Source organism: Stenotrophomonas sp. 2YAF26, from assembly GCF_052114625.1.
Taxonomy (GTDB): Bacteria; Pseudomonadota; Gammaproteobacteria; order Xanthomonadales; family Xanthomonadaceae; genus Stenotrophomonas; species Stenotrophomonas indicatrix.
In genome coordinates this window covers 144,752-162,938 of the sequence record NZ_JBFRFC010000004.1, presented here as the reverse complement: position 1 = coordinate 162,938, position 18,187 = coordinate 144,752, and the positions used below count along the sequence as shown (strand labels likewise).

The window sequence follows — 18,187 nt, the reverse complement described above, 5'->3', positions numbered from 1 at the left end:
GAGTCTGTTGCCATGTTCAGCAAAGTCCTGATCGCCAACCGCGGCGAGATCGCCTGCCGCGTCATCGCCACCTGCCGCCGCCTCGGCATCGCCACCGTGGCGGTGTATTCCGATGCCGACCGCAATGCGCGCCACGTGCGGCTGGCAGACGAAGCCATCCACATCGGCCCGGCGGCCGCGCGCGAGAGCTACCTGCGCAGTGATGCCATCCTCGAGGCCGCACGCCGCACCGGCGCGCAGGCCATCCATCCGGGTTATGGCTTCTTGTCCGAGAACGCCGACTTCGCCGACGCCTGCGTGGCGGCCGGCATCGCCTTCATCGGCCCGCCCGCCAGTGCGATCCGCGCGATGGGTGACAAGAGTGCTGCCAAGGCACTGATGGCCAAGGCCGGCGTGCCGCTGACGCCGGGCTACCACGGCGACCAGCAGGCGCCGGAATTCCTGCGCACCCAGGCCGACGGCATCGGCTATCCGGTGCTGATCAAGGCCAGCGCCGGCGGCGGCGGCAAGGGCATGCGCAAGGTCGAGCGCAGCGAGGACTTCGTCGATGCGCTGGCCAGCTGCCAGCGCGAGGCGGCCTCGGCGTTCGGCAACGACCACGTGCTGGTCGAGAAGTATGTCGAGCGCCCGCGCCATATCGAAATCCAGGTATTCGGCGGTGGCCAGGGTGAGGCGGTGTATCTGTTCGAGCGCGACTGCTCGGTGCAGCGCCGCCACCAGAAGGTGCTGGAAGAAGCACCGGCCCCGGGCATGAGCGCCGACCGCCGCGCCGCGATGGGCAAGGCCGCCGTCGATGCCGCGCGCGCTGTGGGCTACGTCGGTGCCGGCACGGTGGAGTTCATCGCCGGCCCGGACGGCGATTTCTACTTCATGGAAATGAACACCCGGCTGCAGGTCGAACACCCGGTCACCGAGTTCATCACCGGCACCGACCTGGTGGAGTGGCAGCTGCGCGTGGCCGCTGGCCAGCCGCTGCCCAAGCGCCAGGACGAACTGGCCATCCACGGCCACGCTCTCGAAGCACGCCTGTATGCCGAAGATGCCGACCGCGGCTTCCTGCCCTCCACCGGCACCCTGCGCCGCCTGCGCCTGCCGACCCCGTCGGCCAACGTGCGGGTGGACACTGGTGTGGAAGAAGGCGACAGCATCACCCCGTACTACGACCCGATGATCGCCAAGCTGATCGTCTGGGACGTGGACCGCGACGCCGCGCTGCGGCGCATGAGCCAGGCCCTGGCCGACTGCCAGGTGGTGGGCGTAACCACCAATGCCGGTTTCCTGCGGCGCCTGGTGCAGACCGACTCGTTCGCCAACGCCAAGCTGGATACCGCGCTGATCGAGCGTGAGCAGGCCGCACTGGCGATGACCGGTGACGGTGAGCAGGCGCTGTGGGAACTGGCAGCGATCGCCGCGGTAGCAAGCACACCGGCCGCTGCCGCCGATGCACGCGACCCGCATTCACCGTGGCAGGCACAGGATGGCTGGCGGCTGGGCGTGCCTGCCGCGCGCTTGGTGCCGCTGCAGCAGGAAGAGCGGGCGCACACGCTGAAGGTGTGGGCCACGGCCGATGGCTGGCGTGTGCAGTGCGGTGACGCCGCGCCGAAACAGGTCGTCGGCCATGCCGATGGCCACACCCTGTTGGTGCAGCTGGACGACCGTCGCTGGCGGTTGCAGCTGCAGCGCGACGGCGACCAGCTGTACCTGTTCGGCAGCGATGGCCAGCACCGCTTCACCCTGCACGACCCGGTGGGCGAATCGGAACAGGCCAGCGCCGACGCCGGCAGCCTGCTGGCACCGATGCCCGGCAGGATCGTGGCGACACTGGTGGCGGCAGGCACGCAGGTGAAGCGCGGCACCCCGTTGGTGGTGCTGGAAGCGATGAAGATGGAGCACACGCTGCAGGCACCGGCCGATGGCACGGTGAAGGGTTATCGCGCCAAGGCCGGTGACCAGGTGGGGGATGGTGCGGTGCTGGTGGATTTCGAAGCGGTGTGATGCCGTCCGGTCACGCGTTGTCGATCAACGCGTGACCGGCCACACCTGGCCAAGCGGGTCCAGTTCGGCCGTCACCCGCTCCGCTGCACGCCAGCCAACGCCACACACCGCCAGTACGCCCTCGGCCATCGGCTGCAGGCCCAGCGCCCGCTCGGCCTCGGCCTCGTTGATCGCCGCAGTGACGAATGCGCCCAGCCCCTGCGCGGTTGCCGCGCTGTAGATCGCCTGCGATACGTGGCCAGCATCCAGAGTGAGCGCGCGATAGGCCTTGGCATGGCCACGGTACTTCCAGAACATGCGCTCGAAGCGGCACACCAGGATCAGCTGCACCGGGGCGTTGGCGAACCAGTGCTGACCGGCCAGCAGGCGTTGGCAGAAGCTGTCCAGGTCGCCGGGCGGCACCGCTATCGGGCCCAGTTCGTGTGCGGTGGCATGGTAGTGATAGAGGCCCGGCGGCAGTCCTTCCACATTGCGCGCCACTACATACGCTTCCAATGGATGCAGGCTGCCGGCCGATGGAATGTTCTTCTTGAGGAAGCGCACACCGGGTTCGGTTTCCACCTGCGCCTGCGCCATCAGCACCTGCTGCAGCAGCCGGGCCAGCATCGGCAACGGCACGGCGCGCGCACCGTCGAAGTTGCGGCAGGTCGCACGCGCCTGCAGCTGCGCCTGCATCGGGTCCTCGTCACTGCGTGGCAAGGGCCATGCACCGGGCAGCCGGGCCGGCGCTTCGGCGGGCGGCGGGCCGAAGCTGCGCACCAGGTCCTGCGCGGTCATAAGCTGGCTGCGCTCCATGTCGCCGACACTGTCCACGCCATCCCATCGCGAATGCTGGTAGTGCAGCGCCGATAGCGGCCACCATTGGCTGTCACGTACCTGCTGTTCGACCGCTGCTGCCTCGGCATGCACCGGATCATCGCTGATCAGCAGGCCCTGCTCCAGCAGCGACAGCACGCGTTGCCGTGCCTGCGGCTCTGCCGGTAGTGGCTGCCACTGCTCCGCGCTGCACTGGAGCAGCCACAGGCAGCTGACCGCATCGACCGTACGTGGCGCCGGCAGATGCGCGGCGCGTACCTGCAAGGATTGTTCGAAGCCAACGCCACTGCCGCCGGCAAGCAGCGCATCCAGGTCGAAACGCGCCCGCTCCAGCGGTTCGACGATCATCGTCCTGCAGCGACGGAAGTTCATTCGATGCGCATCCGGAAGCGTGGGTGGCCGGCGATGATAGCGTGGTGGCTGATACGCACCATCAATTCCCGCTGCGCCCAGCCGATACTGTTTTTTTCCCCTCCCTGCCGGTAGTGAACCATGTCCCGTTCTCCTCTTTCCCCTGAAGTGGTCCAGACCCTGCTCAAGCACCTGGCCAGCGACGATGCCTTCCGCAGCGCGTTTGCCGCCGACCCGGCGAAGGCCCTGATTACGCTGGGCGCAGACGCCGACAGCGTGGCCGCCTGCAACACGCCGCTGGACTCGCTGGGCGGCAAGGAGGAATTTGCCCGGGCGGCGGCGCTGCTGAGCGAGCGCTTGGCCGCCACGGGACCGTTCAAGGTGCCCTTCATGTTCGAAAGCGGCCTGAAGGGACTGCAGGACTGACGCCCCCTCAGGGTGCTCCTGCCTGCTGCGGGCTGGCCGCATCGGCCAGCCGGCGCGCGTCGGCCACATTCAATGGCAGCAGAACCAGGGCACCGGCGTCTTCGGCGAAGGCCATGCCCGTGCGCTGGCGCAACCAGCGCTCCCGGCGCTGCACGGCCAGATCGCGGCCGAGCGCGCGATCGATATCCAGCTGCAGTACATGCCACTGGTACAGCGTGCCGTTGGCCAGCGGCTTCAACAGTGCCGAAGCGGCCTCTGCATTGCCGGCATCCAGCTCACCACGCGCGCGAAGCAGCAGCCATAGTTCCTGCAGCCGCGGGTCAGTACTGCGTTCAACCAGCGCCTGCAGTGCAGGCCGGCGGGAGCGCAGCTCGGCGTCCAGGCCGGCGCGCTGCAAGTGGTAGGCCACCGACAGCGCAATGAAAGCGCGATGGCGCGGTGCGGCGCCGACACCCTCATCGACTGCCGCCAGGGTGCGGTCCAGCAATCGTGCGTACTGCAGCCGGGACCCGCTGCCGTCGGCCTGTGCAGTCCATGCCAGCGACTGCAGGGCCAGGATGTCGCACAGCTCCGGCACATCGGCACACTGCTTCACGGCCTGCGTCATCTCAGCGGCCGCATCATTGGCCCGCCCCTGCAGGGCGAGGAGCCCGCTGTACTCCATGCGTGCGCCGAGCCCGCGCGACGTGATGGCTTCACTGCGTTCGTGCGCCTTCTGTACCTCCCCATCCAGCAGCAGCGCGACCGCCTCCAGCATGTCGCCGTGCCAGTTCGGCAACGCGCCTGCTTCCTTGAACGCAGCGACGGCGGCCTTGACCTCGCCACGCGCAAGCTGGGTGCGGCCAACGAAGGACAGGACCAGCGCGCGATGCGTCTGATGGCGTTCCAGCAGCGGCATCATGTCGGCCAGCGCGCCGTCATAGTCGCCATAGGCAAACAGGGCCATCGCGTGATTCATCCAGCCGGCCGGATCGTCCGGATACAGCTGGGTCAGCATCCGCCACTTTTCCGCACTGCGCTGCGGGGGTGCACCACTGAAATCCGCACCCCAGGCGTCCAGGTACAGCTGGTCGCGCGCGCTCAAGCGCGTGCGCCCCGACACCGCCTGGCGGTACAGTTCGCCAGCCGCCGACACGTTGCCCATGGCGTACTGCAGCCGCATCTGCCCGATGTAGGCAAAGGTGAACTGGGGATCCAGGCGAGTGGCCTGCTGGAAGAACAGCAACGCTTCGTCGAAACGCTCCTGCGCCAACGCATCGCTGCCCTTGGCATAGGCATGCAGCGCATCAAGATTGGCGGTGGCCACCGTTGGCAGTGGTTTCTGCTCGCGGCTGACATCGTGCAGCGCCTCACCCAGGTCGCTGCGCAGTGCCTTCACCACGGTATCGGTGGAAGCCAGGATCGAATCCAGGCCATTGCCATCGGCGAAATGCGTGTACACCGTCTGCCCACTACGTGGGTCCACGACCTCCACACCCACCCGCACCTTGCCGTTGAGTTCGAGCACGTTGGGCATCAGCACCGCGCGCGCGCCATCGCGCAACGCGACCTCGATCGCCAGTGCGCGGTCCAGCCGTGCATTGGCCGGGCGCTGCATCAACTGCAGGGTGTCACGCACCTTCAGTTCGCTGAGAATATTGACGAAGCGCGACTGCCCCAGGCTGATGTAGAGCGCCTGTTCCAGGCTGGAATCCAGCTGCGGGTAGGCCGTGCTGTTGCTGACCGCCGCCAGGATCACCCAGTCGCGCTCGGCGAACGCGATCGCCGGCGCTGGCCGCAACAGCGCCCACATCACCACGGCCAGCGTCACCGCCAGCGTCGCCTCTGTCAGCAGCGCAGCGGGGCGACGCCACAGCGGCAGATCCCGCCAGGCCTTGTCACCCGAGCGCGGCCGGCGCAGCGGCGCGCGGCCCCGGATGCCGACTTCGAACACCTGCTGGCGTTCGCCGATGCCCTTGAAGCGCCAAAGGCCATGATCCTTCCAACGCAGTTCGTCCGCCGTCCAAGGCAACTCGCTGCCGGCCCGCCGCGCCATCTGTTCGGCCGCTGAGGACAGCAGCACCTGTCCAGGCCACGCCAGCTGCATCAAACGCGCGGCCATGGGCTTGGCCAGACCCTCGACTTCCACCGGTTTTGCGCCGTGGGCGACGGCCTCGGCACTGTTGTCCCACAACAGCACGTCACCCACGTGCAGGCCGGCGCGCGCGCGCAGCACGATGCCGCGCTCGTGGCCCATCGCGTCGACGGCGTTCTGGTAGGAAATCGCAAAACCAATGCCATCGATGGGGCGCTCAAACAGAACGAACAGTCCATCGGACCGATCGATCAGCTGGCCGTTCCAGTGCTGCTGCAGCCCCAGGACCAGGCGGTCATGCTGCTGAAAGAATTCGGCGGCGGCGACATCGCCGATACGCTCCACCAGCTGCAGCGAATCGCACAGGTCGGTAAAAAGCAGCGCCCGCAGTTGGGCGTTATGCGGGGTCGACGTTCCGTTGTCGCCATTCATCGCCTGGATCTCCGCTCATTGTCCATCCGGACCATCGGTCCACCGCAGGCAGTTGCCGCCTGCGCGCTTGGCTTGGTACAGCGCACGATCGGCGCGAGCGTACCACTCGCTCCAGTCCGCGTCAGGGGCCAGCAGGCTGGCCCCGATGCTGGCCAGGCTGACGTGGGGGGTGCCATGGCTGCGCTCGAGCAGGCCGTGCACCGCGCTGAGGATGAACTCGGCCGCGTGCTGCACGATCTCGACATTGGCCCGGCGCAGGATCAGGCAGAACTCGTCGCCGCCCAGGCGGCAGGCCAGGTCATGTTCGCCGGCCATCGAGCGCAGGATGTTGCCCATGCTCTGCAGCACCCGGTCGCCGGCCTGGTGGCCGTGGCGGTCGTTGATCTGCTTGAAGCGGTCGCAATCGATCAGCAGCAGCGCCTGCGGCGGCCCCTCTTCCTGCGTGCGGCATTCCTGCAGGAACAGGGCCAGGCCACGGCGGTTGTGCAGGCCGGTCAGTTCGTCGGTGCGCACCAGCTCACGCGTGTGGGTCAGCTGGTGGGTGGTGATGTACAGGTTGTCCAGCGCGGCTTCCAGGTCATGGTTGCGCCGCCGCAGCTGGCTGATCAGGGCCTGCTCGTTGGTCAGCACGCGCAGGATCGTGCGCCGCAGGAAGTAGGCCACCAGCCCCGGGTCGGACTCGACCAGGCGATGGAAATCAGCCGGTCCCAGCTCCAGCACGTGGCAGTCGGCCATCACCCGCGCGCTGGCGCTGCGCGGATGGTCGCCCATCAACAGGCCGAGCTCACCGAAGAACTCATGCCGGCCGAGTGTCTTGAGCACCAGGTCCTCGCCGAAATCCAGCTCGATCAGGCCTTCCAGGATGATGTACATGCACTCGCCGCGATGGCCGCGGTGGAACAGCCACTGGCCCGCCTGCAGCCTGCAGGGCTGGGCAAACCGGGCGAACAGGGCAACCTCTTCTTCGGAAAGCAGCGCATGCACGATCTCGGCCATCGCCACCTTGGCGATACCGGTTGTCGTGTCGATGTTCTCGGCCGCACCCCTGCCGGTCATTCCCTGCACCCGCCGCCAGCGTCCCCTGGTGAGCCGCGGAGCATATCAGTGAATCAAACTGTGCGCCGCTTCTCATTTTTGTGAAGACGCGGTGCCCCGCCCTGCATGCCGCAGAGTTGCCCGTTCACCCCCGTTGACTGCGGGGAGAAAGCAAGCCATATCAATATCTTGCGGTGACCGCGACGCCGATTGTCGCAGCAGCCGCAGATACAACAACGCCGGCAGATCCCCCGATCTGCCGGCGTCGTCTGGCCCTTCCCTGGCCACCCTGATCAGCCCGAGCCCTGGTCGTGCCGGCTGCTGGCCGACCGCATCAAGGACTGCGGGAACACAGAAGGTTGCCGGCCAGCGGCCGGCATGACCGGATCACGCAGCCCGTTCGCTGCGCTCGCCATGGAACTGCTCTTCCTCGGTCGAGCCGGTCAGCGCGGTGGTCGAGGACTGCCCCTGCTGGATCGCCTGGGTCACCGCATCGAAGTAGCCGGTGCCGACCTCGCGCTGGTGCTTGACCGCGGTGAAGCCGCGCTCGGCCGCTTCGAACTCGGCTTCCTGCAGCTCCACGAAGGCGCTCATCTGCCGGCGCGCATAGCCGTGGGCCAGATTGAACATGCCGTAGTTCAGCGCATGGAAACCGGCCAGGGTGATGAACTGGAACTTGTAGCCGTAGCTGCCCAGCTCCTTCTGGAACCTGGCGATGGTGGCGTCGTCCAGGTTCTTCTTCCAGTTGAAGCTGGGCGAGCAGTTGTAGGCCAGCAGCTTGCCCGGGAACTTCGCATGGATCGCCTCGGCGAACTTCCGCGCGAATTCCAGGTCCGGCTTGCCGGTCTCGCACCACACCAGGTCGGCATACGGTGCGTAGGCCAGGCCGCGGCTGATGGCCTGGTCCAGGCCGTTGCGGGTCTTGTAGAAGCCCTCCACGGTGCGCTCGCCGGTGGCGAATGGCTTGTCGTTGCCATCGATGTCGCTGGTCAGCAGATCAGCCGCCTCGGCGTCGGTACGCGCCACCAGCAGGGTCGGCACGCCCAGCACGTCGGCGGCCAGCCGCGCGGCGTTGAGCTTCTCGATCGCCTCGCGGGTCGGCACCAGCACCTTGCCGCCCATGTGCCCGCACTTCTTCACCGAGGCCAGCTGGTCTTCGAAGTGCACGCCGGCGGCACCGGCTTCGATCATCGCCTTCATCAGCTCGAAGGCGTTGAGCACGCCGCCGAAACCGGCTTCGGCGTCGGCCACGATCGGCTGCAGGAAGTCGATGTCATCCTTGCCTTCGGCATGGTGCAGCTGGTCAGCACGCAGCAGCGTGTTGTTGATGCGCTTGACCACCGCCGGCACCGAATCGGCCGGGTACAACGACTGGTCCGGGTACATCTGCCCGGCCAGGTTGGCATCGGCCGCCACCTGCCAGCCGGACAGGTAGATCGCCTTCAGCCCGGCCTTCACCTGCTGCATGGCCTGGTTGCCGGTCAGCGCGCCGAGCGCGTTGACGAAGTCACGCTCATGCAGCGACTTCCACAGCTTTTCCGCGCCCAGCCGGGCCAGCGAATGCTCGATATGGACGGTGCCACGCAGGCGCACCACGTCGGCGGCGCTGTAGTTGCGCTGGATGCCTTCCCAGCGCGGATTGGTGTCCCAGTCGTGCTGGATCTGTTCGGCAGTGGGCAGCGTGCTCATGTCTATCTCCAGTTCGGTTCGTGCGGATGCAGCGGGGAAGGAAGCGGCGGGAAAACCGGCATGCAGCGGTCAGTCGATGCGCGCGTACGCCGGCAGGGTCAGGAAGTCGGTCAGTTCGTTGCTGCGGCTCAACTCGGCCAGCAGGGTGATGGCTTCTTCGATGCGGCCGCCACCGGGCAGCGCCGAGGTGTCGCCGAGGCGCGCGGGCAGCTGCGCCAGGGTGGTATCGAGCAGCGCCAGATCGATGGCAGTGCCGTCGTCCAGCTGCTGGCCCGGGGTATGCAGCCACTGCCACAGCTGGCTGCGGCTGATCTCGGCGGTGGCCGCGTCCTCCATCAGGTGGTGGATCGGCACGCAGCCGTTGCCATCCAGCCATGCAGCCAGGTAGCGCACGCAGACTTCGACATTGCCTTCGAAGCCAGCGCGGGTGATCGTGCCCGGCGGCCGCGCGATCAGTTCATCGCGACCCACGCGCACATCCTGGCGCAGCACGTGGTGCTGGTTGGGCGTGGGCATGTGCTCGTCGAAGATCGCCATCGCCACCGGAATCAGCGCCGGATGGGCGACCCACGTGCCGTCGTGGCCAGCAGTCACTTCGCGCAGCTTGTCGGCACGCACCCGCGCCATCGCCTGCTCGTTGGCGGCGGCATCGTTGTTGATCGGAATCTGCGCGGCCATGCCGCCCATCGCGTGTGCACCGCGGCGATGGCAGGTCTGGATCAGCAGTTCCGAATACGCCTTCAGGAACGGCTGGGTCATCGTCACCTGGCCACGCTCGGGCAGCACGCGGTCAGCGTGGCGGCGGAAGGTCTTCAGGTACGAGAAGATGTAATCCCAGCGCCCGCAGTTGAGGCCGACGATGCGATCGCGCAGCGCATGCAGGATCTCGTCCATCTCGAACACCGCCGGCAGCGTCTCGATCAGCACGGTCACCTTGATCTGCCCGTGCGGCAGGCCGAGCATGCCTTCGATGTGCGACAGCGCGGTCTCCCACAGCGCCGCCTCTTCCATGCTCTGCAGCTTGGGCAGGTAGAAATACGGGCCGCGGTCCCTGGACTGCAGCGCGCGCGCATTGTGGAAGGCAAACACCGCCGCGTCGAACAGGCCGCCGGCGAGGAACTGGCCATCCACGCGCACATGCTTTTCGTCCAGGTGCCAGCCGCGCGGACGCACGATCAGCACCGCCTGCTCATCGTAGGGGCGCAGTGCGTAATGCTTGCCATTGGGTGCGGTGTACTGCAGGTCGCCGCGCACCGCAGCGGCCAGCGACTGCTGACCGGCCAGCAGGTTGCGCCAGGTCGGCGAGGTCGAATCCTCGAAGTCGGCCATGAACACCTTGGCGCCGGAGTTCAGCGCGTTGATGACCATCTTCGGGTCGGTCGGGCCGGTGATCTCGACGCGACGGTCCTGCAGCGCGGCCGGCAGCGGCGCCACCGTCCAGTCACCGCTGCGGATCGCGGTGGTGTCCTGGCGGAAGTCCGGCAGGCCGCCCTGGTCGAAGAACGCCTGGCGCTCGCGACGGGCCTGCAGCCGCGCCTGCCGACCGGGTTCCACTGCCCGGTGCAGGGACACCAGCAGGGCCAGCAACGGCGCCGGCAGCACGGTGGCCTGGCCCGCCACCTGGGTCGCCAGGGCGATGCCCGGCGTGGCCTTGGCGGCGGTGGAGGGAACAGCGGAAGCGACGGCGGACATGGCAGAACTCCAGCGTGGGGGAACGACTCCACCGTGCGGCTGGAGCCCTGTATTTGACAAAACAGTTTTTGCAATGCTTTACATAACTTGTGCTAATACTTGTGACGCCATGACCACACGCACCTCGCCAAGTCCTCGTTTTTCCTACAAATCCGATCGGCTGAAGCCGCTGCGCGCGTTCTGCCAGACGGTGCGCCTGGGCTCGGTCTCACGGGCGGCTGAGGCACTTTTCGTCAGCCAACCGGCCATCAGCCTGCAGTTGCAGGCGCTGGAGCGCGAGCTGGGAGTCCCCCTGTTCGAGCGCAGCGGCCGGCGGCTGGTCCCCAGTCGCGAGGGCCAGCTGTTGTATGAAATGGCACAGCCGCTGGTGGAGAGCCTGGACGGCTTGGAAGCGCGCTTCCGCGACAAGGTGCGCGGGCTGGACGCGGGCGAGCTGAACATCGCCGCCAACAGTTCGACCATCCTGTACCTGCTGCCGAAGATCGTCGAACGCTTCCGCCAGCATTACCCTGACGTACGCCTGACCCTGCACAACGCCATCAGCGCCGACGGCACCGACCTGCTGCGCGAGGATGCCGCCGACCTGGCGATCGGCTCGATGACCGATGTGCCGGCCGACCTCAGCTATGCGCCGGCCTACCGTTTCGAACAGGTCCTGATCGCCCCGCATGACCATCCACTGGCCAGCGGTGGCGAGCTGGAACTGGCCGACATCGCCCGTTACCCGCTGGTGCTGCCGCCAAAACGGCAGATCACCTACCGGCTGGTGGACCAGGTGTTCCAGCGTCACCGCATCGCCTACACCGTTGCGCTGGAGGTGGGCGGCTGGGAAGTGATCAAGCAGTACGTGGCGATGGGCATGGGTATTTCCATCGTGCCGGCGCTGTGCCTGAACGATGCTGACCGCGAACGGTTGGCCGCACGGTCGATGAAGCGCTGGTTCCCGGAGCGGAGTTATGGGGTGATCGTGCGGCGCGGCAAGGCGCTGTCGGCGCAGGCGCGGGCGTTCGTCGAGTTGATCCAGCCGGAGCTGTTCAGTCCGCGCGATTACGACCAGAGCGGGCATTCGGAGCGGTGAGGGGTTGTCGGCAGGGCTGCGCCCTGCACCTGCCGAATCGACGGCAACGGCAGAGGCAACGGCAACGGCCTGCATTCCGTGGATGGCGGGGTGGTGTGGGTGGGCAGGACACGCCGTAAACCCTTCCATGGGGGCTCGATGGCGCCATCCATGGCGCCAACGGTCCTGCCCACCCACACCGCCCCACCTCTGACAGATTTCCGCGATCTGTCGGAACGGCATGGCCTGCTCTTGGTGGGTGTCGACCTTGGTCGACACGGTTGATCCACGCCATGCGTGGATGACGATTCCCGGCGTCGGGCTGGATAGACTGCATCCATGTCCATCGAACTTCGCCACCTGCGCTACTTCCTTGCCGTTGCCGATACCCTGCACTTCGGCCAGGCGGCCGAGCGGTTGGGGATGTCACAGCCTCCGCTCAGCCAGCAGATCCGGCAGCTGGAGGAACTGATCGGTGCGCGGTTGTTCGTGCGCAGCCACCGGCGTGTGCAGCTGACGGCTGCGGGGGAACTGCTGCAGGAACGTGCGCGCAGCATCGTGCAGCAGGTGGAATCGGCGGTGGATGAAGTGCAGCGCGCGCAGCGTGGCGAGCAGGGTGAGCTGCGTATCGGCCTGACCCGGGCCACGCCGTTGTCACCGCAGATTCCGCGTTCGATCCTGCAGTACCGCCAGCAGTATCCGCAGGTGCGGCTGCAGTTGAGCGAGATGAACACCCTGCAGCAGATCGACGCGCTGCTCGATGGCAGCCTGGATGTGGGCATCATCCGCAAGCGCACGCTGCCGGCCGAGCTGGTGGCGCACAGCCTGTTCGTCGATCCACTGGCGTTGATCCTGCATGCCGACCACCCTGCCCTGCGTCGCCTGTCGAAAGGCGGGACGCTGGCGTTGCGGGATCTGGCGCAGGAACCGTTCGTGGCATTCCGCCGCAGCGCCGGGGCGGGCATCCATGACCACATGATCGCGTTGTGTGCGGCGGCGGGCTTTACGCCGCGCATCGTGCAGGAGGCCGGTGAGGCGTCGACGTTGATCAGTCTGGCTGCTGCGGGACTGGGTGCGGCGATCCTGCCTTCGTCGTGCGACCACATCCGGGTGGAAGGTGCACGCTTCGTGCCGCTGGCCGATGCTGGCGCGCATTCGGAAGTGGCCGGCAACTGTTCGATGGTTGCGCAGCTCACGAGGTTGCCGGCCAGCGGCCGGCACTACCCTTTGCAGGAAGTCAGGCGGTCACCGGCTGCGGCGCGCGCTGCTGCAGCGCCCACACGATGCCACCGCCGATCAGGGTCAACAGCGCGGCGAATGCGCACACGCCCAGCCAGTCCCACGCGGCATAGGCCAGGCCGCCCACGCCGCCCAGCACGCTTGAACCCAGGTAATAGGCGAACAGGTACAGCGCCGACGCTTCCGCACGCATCGAACCAGCGCGACTGCCGACCCAGCTGCTGGCCACCGAATGGCCGCCGAAGAAACCGAACGTGACCAGCGCGATACCCACGGCCATCGCCGACAGCCACGGCATCGCCAGCAGCACGATGCCGGCGGCGATCAGGCCGAAGGAGATCGACAGGATGCGACCGCGCCCATAGCGCGTAGCCTGCTGGCCCATCCACGCCGAACTGAAGGTGCCGACGAGGTACACGCTGAAGATCAACCCGACCACGGTTTGGCTAAGGTGGTACGGCGGCGCCAGCAGGTGGTAGCCGAGGTAGTTGTAGAGGGTGACGAACACACCCATCAGCACGAACGAGGTGGCGAACAGCCACGGCAGGCCGGGATCGGCGAACAGCGTGCGCCAGCGCGCGGGCAGCTGGCGCAGGCCACTGCGACTGGCCTGGAAGTGGCGCGACGGCGGCAGCTGCAGCCACAGCAGCACGGTGCTGGCGATGGCGATGATCGAGACCACGCCGATGCCCCAGCGCCAGCCCCAGTGGTCGGCGATGATGCCGGCCAGCAGGCGCCCGCTCATGCCACCGATGGCGTTGCCGCCGATGTACAGGCCCATCGCCAGGCCCAGCGCGCGGCTGTCCATCTCTTCCACCAGGTAGGTCATCGCCACCGCTGGCACGCCGCTCAACGCCAGCCCCAGCAAGGTGCGCAGCACCAGCAGCGTGGCCCAGTCGTCGACCAGTGCGGCGCACAGCGACAGCGTGGCCGACGCCAGCAACGCAACGATCATCAGCGGGCGCCGGCCGACCGCATCGGACAGCAGGCCCGCCAGCAGCATGGCCACGGCCAGGGTGCCGGTGGTCAGCGACAGCGACATCGCGCTGCCGGCAGCAGACACACCGAAGTGGCGACTGAACTCGGGCAGCAGTGGCTGCACCGTGTACAGCAGGCCGAAGGTCGAGAAGCCAGCCAAAAACAGCGCCAGCGCGGTGCGGCGGAAGGCCGGCGTTCCCTGCTGGATACGGGTGTCGACGGGAGCGTCGTCAGTACGGGGACGGTCGGCGAGGGCCGCCGGAGTATCGCCAGTCATGGGAGCGGTGGGCCGTGGGGGCGGCCGGATTGGAGGGGACGGGCCCCAGACTAGGCCCGCCCATCCAGTCGATCCATAACCTATTAGGTCATGATTGATACTTCTGGCATATCGATCAGCTTACAGCCGCTGCCACTCGAAGCCGTCGCCGCGGCGGTAGTACACCGCCACCGCGCGGCCATAGATCTTGTCCGCATCGACGAAGCCGAAGAAGCGACCGTCGAAACTGTTGCCACGATGGTCGCCCAGCACCAGCACCTTGCCGGCGGGCACCTGCAGGTCCGCGATGTCCGGGCCACCGCCGCTGTCCAGATCGAGGCTGGCGCGGCGCTCTCCGAAAGCTTCGGTGTCGGCCAGGTCAGCGATCTGCAGCGGCTGGCCGTTGATGCTCAGGTGGCCATCGCGCAGCTGCACGTGGTCGCCGGCCACGGCGGCGACGCGCTTGATCAGGCGGGTGCCGTCGGCCGGTGAATCGAACACGGCCACCTCACCCCGCTGCGGCGTGCCGGTAGCCAGCAGTTCCTGGCTGGTGAACGGCAGGCGCAGGCCGTAGGCGCGCATGTCCACCACCACCCGGTCACCCGGTTGCAGCGTCGGCTGCATCGAACCGCTGGGCACGACGTAGTGGTTGGCGAGGGTGTCGCGGGCGGCGGCGAGCAGGCCCAGCATCACCAGCAGCGGCAGTGCCTCCTTCTTCAGCCAAGTGAGCGCGCGCTCTGGGAACGGCGGACGGGCTACAGCATCCATGTCAGGCTCCGGGTGGTGGGTGGGCGTCAGACCGCAAGGGAAGGCGTGAGGTTCCCGGGCATCATGCCGGTCTCCATGCCCGTGCCGATCAACGGTCGGCATCCACCGGGTGCATTCCGGCCGGACGTTATGAAGGTTTTACGCCCGGGCCGGGCACTGGGCATCGCACCTTTACGGCCCCCACGCGCATCGTATGCCTACCGCGCCGCAGGGCGCTTTGCGCAAGGTGTTGTATGACCCTCCTGGTGATCCGGCATGCGTCGCCGTCGGTGCCGCGTCCGCTGCTGCCGGCCGAGTTGTCCGGCCATCCGGTGCTGTGCACCGACTGCGCCAGCCTGGCCGATGTGCGCCAGTGCCTGTGCCAGCCGCAGGCGCGCACCGCGGACTGGGTGCTGCTTGATGTCGGCGTCGCCGACGAGGCGCAATGGTGTGCCGAGGGTGGTGCGCTGCAGGCAGCGCTGGACGGTCTGCCGGCGGAGTACATCGAACTGCAGTCGCCGCACCAGCCCGGTCTGGAGGCGCGCCTGCGCCTGCAGCACGGCCCGGCCGCCGTGGTGGTCGACCAGCGCAGCCAGCAGGCGGGTTATCCGCTGTCATTGGCCATCGTCAGCCGTCGCCTGGCACGGGAGGGCTGAGCCATGTCGATCTTCATCATCCGTGGCCCGGAAGCGGCTGGCGCGTTGATCCGCACCGCCGCGCCGCTGCCGGCGCCGGTACTGAAATCACTGGTGCACCGCGCGATCGATGCGGGCACCAGCGTGGCGATCCGCGCCTGCGGTTCGGAGCAGGAACTGCTGGACGCGCTGCGCGTGGCCGATCACAGCCGTGGCGAGGTGACGCTGCTGGATCCGGGCGCATGTGCCGACAGCCTGCGCCTGCAGCGGCTGCTGCCGTACCTGCACAACGCGTACGTGGAGGTGCATGACGATGGCGCGGTGGCCGAGCCGTGCCTGCCGGCTGGCGTGGGCCAGCGCCTCGGCATCGCCGCCGGGTACGGCGCGCAAAGCTATGTACTGGCGCTGGATATCGCGCTGGATCACCTGGGGTTGGCCGAGCAGGCGAACCGGGTGCATGTAGGGACGTGATGGCCTGCTCTTGGTGGGTGTCGACCTTGGTCGACACATGGATCCACGCCATGCGTGGATGAGCAGCACAACGAAAAACGGCGGGGTTGCCCCCGCCGTTTTTTCTTTCGTACTTCAGGCCGCGCTTACTTCAGGCCGCGGAACTTCAGCAGCGGCTCCACCGACGGGTCCTTGCCGCGGAAATCGCGGTACAGGGTCGACAGCTCCACGCTGTTGCCGCGCGAGAGGATCTTGTCGCGGAATTCCTGGCCGTTGGCGGCGGTCAGGCCACCGTGTTCGGTGAACCACTGGTAGGCGTCATGGTCCAGCACTTCCGCCCAGAAGTAGGCGTAGTAGCCGGCCGAGTAACCGCCACCCCAGATGTGGTCGAAGTAGGTGGTGCGGTAACGCGGCGGCACCTGCGGCAGGTCGACCTTGAACTTCTTCAGCGCGCTGGCTTCGAAGGCGCCGACATCCTGCAGCGGGGCATCGGCCTTCTGCGTGTGCCAGGCCAGGTCGAGCAGTGCGGCCGACAGGTACTCGGTGGTCGCATAGCCCTGATTGAAGCTGCGTGCCTTGAGGATCTTGTCGACCAGTTCCTGCGGCATCGCTTCGCCGGTCTTGTAGTGCTTGGCGTAGTTGGCGAACACCTTCGGGTCCAGCGCCCAGTGTTCGTTGAACTGCGACGGGAACTCGACGAAGTCGCGCGAGGTGGCGGTGCCGGCGATCGACGGGTACTTCACGTTCGAGAACATGCCGTGCAGTGCATGGCCGAACTCATGGAACATCGTGGTGACGTCGTCGAAGCTGATCAGCGCAGGCTGGCCAGCGGCCGGCTTGGTGAAGTTGCAGACGTTGTAGACCACCGGCTTGGCACCGGTCAGGCCGTCCTGTTCGACGAACACGTCCATCCAGGCGCCACCGGACTTGCTGTCACGCTTGAAGTAGTCGGTGTAGAACAGGGCCAGCGAGGTGCCGTCCTTGTCGAACACTTCGTACACCTTCATGTCCGGGTTGTAGGTCGGAATGTCGGTGCGCGGCTTGAAGGTGATGCCGTACAGCTGAGTGGCGGCGTAGAAGACGCCGTTCTGCAGCACGTTGTCCAGCTCGAAGTACGGCTTGATCTGCGACTCGTCCAGATCGTACTTGGCCTTGCGCACCTGCTCGGCGTAGAAATCCCAATCCGAGGCGGCCACCTGGAAACCACCCTTCTGGGCGTCGATCACCTTCTGGATCTCACCGGCTTCGGCACGCGCCTTGGCGGTGGCGGCAGGCACGGTGTCGGTCAGCAGCTTCAGTGCGGCCGCCGGGGTCTTGGCCATCTGGTCGCCCAGCTGGTAGTCGGCGAAGGTGTCGAAGCCGAGCAGCTTGGCCTTCTGCGCACGCAGCTGGGCCAGGCGCTGCACGGTCTGCCGGGTATCGTTGGCATCGCCACGCTCGGCACGGGTTTCCGAAGCCTTCAGCACGGCGGCGCGCTGGTCGCGGTCGGTCAGCGAACCGAGCACCGGCTGCTGGGTGGTGTTCTGCAGCGGCAGCAGGAACTTGCCATCCAGCTTGCGGTCCTTGGCGGCGGCGGCGGCATTGTTGACCGCGCCCTCGTCCAGGCCAGCCAGCTTGGCCTTGTCGTCCACCACGACCGCAGCAGCGGCGGTTGCAGCCACCAGACGGGTGTGGAACTGGGTGGACAGCGTGGTTTCTTCCACGTTGAGCTTGCGCAGGCTTGCCTTGTCGGCGTCGGACAGCTGTGCGCCCGAGCGCACCAGGCCATCGTAGTAATGCTCGACCAGGCGCTTCTGCACCGGATCCAGGCCCAGCGTCTCGCGCTGGTCGTACAGCGACTTCACGCGGGCGAACAGCTTCGGATCGAGGTTGATCTCGTCCTGGTGCGCGGCCAGCTTCGGCGCCACTTCTTCCTGGATCTTCTGGCGGGCATCGTTGGTATCGGCCTGGACCAGGCCGAAGAAGATGCGCGCCACGCGGGTCAGGGTCTCGCCGCTGCGCTCCATCGCCACGATGGTGTTGTCGAAGGTGGCCGGCTCGGCGCTGTCCGCGATCTTGCGCACGTCGGCCAGATGCAGGCGCATGCCTTCTTCGAAGGCCGGCAGGTAATCGCTGTCCTTGATCTTGTCGAACGGCGGTGCCTGGAACGGCAGGCTGCTGGCGGCCAGCAGCGGGTTGGTGGAGGCTTCGGCCGGCTGCTGGGCCGGTGCATTCTGGGCTTCGGACACGGGGGTGGACTCCTTGCCGGAACAGGCCGCCAGCGCCAGGCTGATGGCGGCGGCCAGGACTACGGTACGCGACATGTAAAACGCTCC

The 18,187-nt window shown here is 67.2% G+C and carries 14 protein-coding genes and 1 pseudogene; 6 read left to right on the top strand and 9 right to left on the bottom strand.

Annotated elements, in window-relative coordinates:
* Positions 1 to 12: 12 nt before the first annotated feature.
* A complete protein-coding gene (locus tag AB4Y98_RS06275) occupies positions 13 to 1,995 on the top strand; it encodes an acetyl/propionyl/methylcrotonyl-CoA carboxylase subunit alpha (protein ID WP_442243997.1) in 1,983 nt (660 codons plus the stop codon).
* Positions 1,996 to 2,019: 24 nt separating this feature from the next.
* Here the strand turns inward: AB4Y98_RS06275 and AB4Y98_RS06270 are convergent, their stop codons facing one another.
* On the bottom strand, positions 2,020 to 3,183 hold the full coding sequence (locus tag AB4Y98_RS06270) for a putative peptide maturation dehydrogenase (RefSeq protein ID WP_442243996.1): 1,164 nt from the start codon (positions 3,181 to 3,183) through the stop codon (positions 2,020 to 2,022).
* The gene (locus tag AB4Y98_RS06265) at positions 3,180 to 3,305 is read right to left on the bottom strand and encodes a hypothetical protein (protein WP_258223209.1); all 126 of its coding nucleotides are present in this window, start codon (positions 3,303 to 3,305) and stop codon (positions 3,180 to 3,182) included. Before AB4Y98_RS06265 ends, AB4Y98_RS06270 begins: the two co-directional genes overlap by 4 nt.
* Here AB4Y98_RS06265 and AB4Y98_RS06260 point away from each other — a divergent pair.
* Positions 3,304 to 3,588 carry an NHLP-related RiPP peptide gene (locus tag AB4Y98_RS06260; RefSeq protein WP_442243995.1) on the top strand — a complete coding sequence of 95 codons (285 nt, stop codon included), beginning with the start codon at positions 3,304 to 3,306 and terminating at the stop codon, positions 3,586 to 3,588. The genes AB4Y98_RS06265 and AB4Y98_RS06260 overlap by 2 nt on opposite strands.
* A gap of 7 nt (positions 3,589 to 3,595) precedes the next feature.
* Here the strand turns inward: AB4Y98_RS06260 and AB4Y98_RS06255 are convergent, their stop codons facing one another.
* From AB4Y98_RS06255 to aceB, 4 genes are all read right to left on the bottom strand, one after another.
* Complete coding sequence (locus AB4Y98_RS06255) at positions 3,596 to 6,094, bottom strand: putative peptide modification system cyclase (protein WP_442243994.1); 2,499 nt, start codon at positions 6,092 to 6,094, stop codon at positions 3,596 to 3,598.
* A gap of 15 nt (positions 6,095 to 6,109) precedes the next feature.
* Positions 6,110 to 7,150, bottom strand: a complete 1,041-nt coding sequence (locus AB4Y98_RS06250) for a diguanylate cyclase domain-containing protein (RefSeq protein WP_442243993.1) — start codon at positions 7,148 to 7,150, stop codon at positions 6,110 to 6,112.
* 366 nt (positions 7,151 to 7,516) lie between these two features.
* Positions 7,517 to 8,818, bottom strand: coding sequence for an isocitrate lyase (aceA, locus tag AB4Y98_RS06245; protein WP_025875808.1), 1,302 nt, complete (start codon positions 8,816 to 8,818; stop codon positions 7,517 to 7,519).
* A gap of 69 nt (positions 8,819 to 8,887) precedes the next feature.
* On the bottom strand, positions 8,888 to 10,510 hold the full coding sequence (aceB, locus tag AB4Y98_RS06240) for a malate synthase A (protein WP_363734280.1): 1,623 nt from the start codon (positions 10,508 to 10,510) through the stop codon (positions 8,888 to 8,890).
* A gap of 109 nt (positions 10,511 to 10,619) precedes the next feature.
* Here aceB and AB4Y98_RS06235 point away from each other — a divergent pair, with 109 nt between their 5' ends.
* Positions 10,620 to 11,588, top strand: coding sequence for a LysR family transcriptional regulator (locus AB4Y98_RS06235; protein WP_363734279.1), 969 nt, complete (start codon positions 10,620 to 10,622; stop codon positions 11,586 to 11,588).
* Positions 11,589 to 11,906: 318 nt separating this feature from the next.
* A pseudogene (locus AB4Y98_RS06230) lies at positions 11,907 to 12,731 on the top strand (LysR substrate-binding domain-containing protein); the annotation flags it as partial.
* A gap of 73 nt (positions 12,732 to 12,804) precedes the next feature.
* Here AB4Y98_RS06230 and AB4Y98_RS06225 read toward each other — a convergent pair.
* Entirely contained in the window at positions 12,805 to 14,061 is a 1,257-nt protein-coding gene (locus AB4Y98_RS06225; RefSeq protein ID WP_442243992.1) for an MFS transporter, read from the bottom strand.
* A gap of 120 nt (positions 14,062 to 14,181) precedes the next feature.
* Entirely contained in the window at positions 14,182 to 14,808 is a 627-nt protein-coding gene (gene lepB / locus AB4Y98_RS06220; protein ID WP_025875818.1) for a signal peptidase I, read from the bottom strand.
* Positions 14,809 to 15,041: 233 nt separating this feature from the next.
* Between lepB and AB4Y98_RS06215 the strand changes: the two genes are divergently transcribed.
* Both AB4Y98_RS06215 and AB4Y98_RS06210 read left to right on the top strand, forming a co-directional pair.
* On the top strand, positions 15,042 to 15,443 hold the full coding sequence (locus AB4Y98_RS06215; RefSeq protein WP_032978120.1) for a hypothetical protein: 402 nt from the start codon (positions 15,042 to 15,044) through the stop codon (positions 15,441 to 15,443).
* A gap of 3 nt (positions 15,444 to 15,446) precedes the next feature.
* Complete coding sequence (locus tag AB4Y98_RS06210; protein ID WP_025875822.1) at positions 15,447 to 15,893, top strand: hypothetical protein; 447 nt, start codon at positions 15,447 to 15,449, stop codon at positions 15,891 to 15,893.
* A 125-nt stretch (positions 15,894 to 16,018) separates the two neighbouring features.
* On the opposite strand, the gene dcp is transcribed toward AB4Y98_RS06210, so the two are convergent.
* Positions 16,019 to 18,175, bottom strand: coding sequence for a peptidyl-dipeptidase Dcp (dcp, locus tag AB4Y98_RS06205; protein ID WP_442243991.1), 2,157 nt, complete (start codon positions 18,173 to 18,175; stop codon positions 16,019 to 16,021).
* Positions 18,176 to 18,187 lie beyond the last annotated feature (12 nt).

What these genes read in the sequence shown, in the direction of transcription:
- AB4Y98_RS06210 (WP_025875822.1), top strand. Translation starts at nt 15,447, where the DNA reads ATGTCGATCTTCATCATCCGTGGCCCGGAAGCGGCTGGCGCGTTGATC.
- AB4Y98_RS06275 (WP_442243997.1), top strand. Translation starts at nt 13, where the DNA reads ATGTTCAGCAAAGTCCTGATCGCCAACCGCGGCGAGATCGCCTGCCGC.
- AB4Y98_RS06250 (WP_442243993.1), bottom strand. Translation starts at nt 7,150, where the DNA reads ATGACCGGCAGGGGTGCGGCCGAGAACATCGACACGACAACCGGTATC.
- AB4Y98_RS06225 (WP_442243992.1), bottom strand. Translation starts at nt 14,061, where the DNA reads ATGACTGGCGATACTCCGGCGGCCCTCGCCGACCGTCCCCGTACTGAC.
- AB4Y98_RS06215 (WP_032978120.1), top strand. Translation starts at nt 15,042, where the DNA reads ATGACCCTCCTGGTGATCCGGCATGCGTCGCCGTCGGTGCCGCGTCCG.
- dcp (WP_442243991.1), bottom strand. Translation starts at nt 18,175, where the DNA reads ATGTCGCGTACCGTAGTCCTGGCCGCCGCCATCAGCCTGGCGCTGGCG.
- AB4Y98_RS06270 (WP_442243996.1), bottom strand. Translation starts at nt 3,183, where the DNA reads ATGAACTTCCGTCGCTGCAGGACGATGATCGTCGAACCGCTGGAGCGG.
- AB4Y98_RS06235 (WP_363734279.1), top strand. Translation starts at nt 10,620, where the DNA reads ATGACCACACGCACCTCGCCAAGTCCTCGTTTTTCCTACAAATCCGAT.
- AB4Y98_RS06265 (WP_258223209.1), bottom strand. Translation starts at nt 3,305, where the DNA reads ATGGTTCACTACCGGCAGGGAGGGGAAAAAAACAGTATCGGCTGGGCG.
- aceA (WP_025875808.1), bottom strand. Translation starts at nt 8,818, where the DNA reads ATGAGCACGCTGCCCACTGCCGAACAGATCCAGCACGACTGGGACACC.
- aceB (WP_363734280.1), bottom strand. Translation starts at nt 10,510, where the DNA reads ATGTCCGCCGTCGCTTCCGCTGTTCCCTCCACCGCCGCCAAGGCCACG.
- AB4Y98_RS06255 (WP_442243994.1), bottom strand. Translation starts at nt 6,094, where the DNA reads ATGAATGGCGACAACGGAACGTCGACCCCGCATAACGCCCAACTGCGG.
- AB4Y98_RS06260 (WP_442243995.1), top strand. Translation starts at nt 3,304, where the DNA reads ATGTCCCGTTCTCCTCTTTCCCCTGAAGTGGTCCAGACCCTGCTCAAG.
- lepB (WP_025875818.1), bottom strand. Translation starts at nt 14,808, where the DNA reads ATGGATGCTGTAGCCCGTCCGCCGTTCCCAGAGCGCGCGCTCACTTGG.